We start from the raw sequence: 2,350 nt of genomic DNA, 5'->3' as shown, positions 1-2,350 counted from the left end.
GATCATGGTTGCTTGGGTTCGCTGCGATGCCGGCGAGCCGGCATCGCAGCGCGGCGACGGTAGCTGTCCACGTTCATCTCCAAGATGGTGGCGTGATGCACGAGGCGGTCGACGGCGGCCACGGTCATGGCCTTGTCGGGGAACACCTGGTCCCACTCCGAGAACGGCGCGTTGGCCGTGATCGCGATGCTGCGGCGCTCGTAGCGCTCGGCGATCAGCTCGAACAGCACCGAGGTCTCGGCCTGGTCCCGGCGGGCATAGCTGAGGTCGTCGAGCACGAGCAGGTCGTAGCGTTCAAGCTTGGCAAGTTCGGACGGCAGGCGCAGGTCCCGACGCGCGGCCTGCAGCCGCTGCACGAGCTCGCTGGTGCGCATGAACAGCACCTTGTAGCCGCGGTCGATCAGGGCATGGCCGATGCCGGCGATGAGGTGCGTCTTGCCCACGCCCGGCGGGCCGAAGGCCAGCAGGTTGTGCCCTTGCGCGATCCAGCTGTCGGCCTCGGCCAGAGCCATGACGTGGGCCTTGGAGACGCTCGGCACGGCGTCGAACTCGAACAGGTCCAGGGTCTTGGCGTTGGGCAACTGGCTGTCGACGCGGTTGCGCTGCAGCCGCCGGGTTTCTCGTTCGGCGATCTCGTGCTCCAGTAGGGCGCCGAGGAAGCGTTCGGCAGGCCAGCCTTCGCGGTTGGATTGTTCGGCCAGCGGCGCCCACAGCCGCTTGGCGGTCGGCATGCGCAGTTCGGTCAGCATGAGCGGCAGGCGCGCTGCGTCGGCACTACCCAGGGCGATCGGCTCGTTCATGCGACCTCCAGCAGTGCGTCGTACACGGCGGTGGCCGGCAGCAGCACCTGGACGTCGGGCATGCTCGTTGGCCGCGGTGCGAAGCGCTCCACCAACGAGTCGAGGTCAGGAACCTCATCGTGCTCGACCAAGTGATGCAGCACCCCGGCGAGCTCGCCCACGACGTTGGCGCGGTCGGCCAGGTCGAGCAGGTCGACCATCAACCGGCATGCCTGCCGCTCGGGCAGTCGCTCGCTGATGTGCGCCCAGGTCCGGGCGTATTCGCTGCGCGGGAACATGGCGTCGCGCAGCACCCAGCGAGCGAACGCGCCGGGCTTGCGCTTGAGCGCCGGCAGCATGTGCCGCCAGTCGATACGGCGCGGATGCTTCTCGGTCGAGTTGCTGTACAGCCGCTCGCACTGGAACACCTTGACCCCGCCCAGCCAGGCTTCGAGGTGGGCGCTGAACAGCCTGACCTTCAGCCGGTGCCCGACCAGGCGCGATGGCGCGCTGTACATCGTGCTCTTGACGGTGAACACCCCGTACTTGCTGACCCTGGCATCGACCTCCTCGAAGTCGGCGGTGCGCCGTGCCGGCAGCGGCTTGAGGCAGGCGCGCTCCGCTTCCCAGCCGCGCGCGCAGCGGGCGTTGAGCCGCCTCACGACCTCGGCGACGAACTGCTCGTAGCCATGCAGCGCATCGAACGCCCGCGAGCCGCGCAGCAGCAGCGCCTGGTCGAGCGCGAGCTTGAGGCTGCCCTGGCGGGCCTCGATGGAGCCGTTCTCGTGGCTGACGCCGGGATTGTTGCGGCTGGCGCGCATGCCGTAGTGAGCGCACAGGGCGTCGTAGTTGCGAGTCAGTTCCTCTTGCTCGGCCAGGTTGTTGAACGCGGCCGAGAGGCTGTCGGTGCGGTGTTCCTCGGGAACGCCGCCGGCCATCCACAGCGCCGCCTGCAGGCCACTGCTCAGCGCCTGGAAGCTCTCGCCGCCGATCACCACGCTGACGTGCCGCCAGCCGCTGTGCGCGAAGGCGAACTGGTACAGCCGGTGCGGGAAGGCGGCGCCGGCGACCACCACGCCGAGTTCGTCCGCCACCGTGAAGTCCGACAGCCCGAGCCGTCCCGGCGGATGCTCCTGGGCGAAGAACAGTTCGCGCTCCTCGCCGTGCTCGGCGCGCCACTGCCGCAGACGCCGCTGCAGGGTCCGCAGCACGGACTCGTCGAACTGCTCGGGGTGGCGGCGCTGGAGTTCCTCCAGCACGGTCACCGCCATCAGCCCTGGCTTGGCCTCGAGCAGCGGGACAACCTCGCTGCTCCACACCTCGGCCAGCGGATCCTGGCGCGTACGCCAGTTCCTCGGCGGCCGCTGCGACGGCAACGTCGCCCTGTTCTCGATGCGTCGGGCGCTGGCCACGCTGATGCCCGCCTTGGCCGCGGCCGCCTCCTGGCTGTAATTGACGCGCAACGTCTTGTACTTGGTCACTTGATGGTCCGTGATGCGTTTGCCGGGCACAGTGGCTGCCTCCTCATCGAGGCAGGCCACTCTAGGACCCGACCGCTTCACGCACCCCGG

The 2,350-nt window shown here is 69.0% G+C and carries 2 protein-coding genes; both read right to left on the bottom strand.

Features of this window, described 5'->3' with window-relative positions; all coding sequences use genetic code 11:
- Positions 1–2: 2 nt before the first annotated feature.
- The gene (gene istB, locus LI953_RS15265) at positions 3–800 is read right to left on the bottom strand and encodes an IS21-like element helper ATPase IstB (RefSeq protein ID WP_227076947.1); all 798 of its coding nucleotides are present in this window, start codon (positions 798–800) and stop codon (positions 3–5) included.
- Positions 797–2,290, bottom strand: coding sequence for an IS21 family transposase (gene istA / locus LI953_RS15260; protein WP_227076948.1), 1,494 nt, complete (start codon positions 2,288–2,290; stop codon positions 797–799). The genes istB and istA overlap by 4 nt, the downstream gene beginning before the upstream one ends.
- Positions 2,291–2,350 lie beyond the last annotated feature (60 nt).

The sequence above is a fragment of the Acidocella sp. KAb 2-4 genome (assembly GCF_020567705.1).
Lineage (GTDB): Bacteria > Pseudomonadota > Alphaproteobacteria > Acetobacterales > Acetobacteraceae > Acidocella.
The sequence above is the reverse complement of the archived record's forward strand: the minus strand, read 5'-3'. Positions and strand labels throughout refer to the sequence as shown.

Bases quoted from the DNA above. Each gene is read 5' to 3' on its own strand.
- istB (WP_227076947.1), bottom strand. From the start codon at position 800: ATGAACGAGCCGATCGCCCTGGGTAGTGCCGACGCAGCGCGCCTGCCG.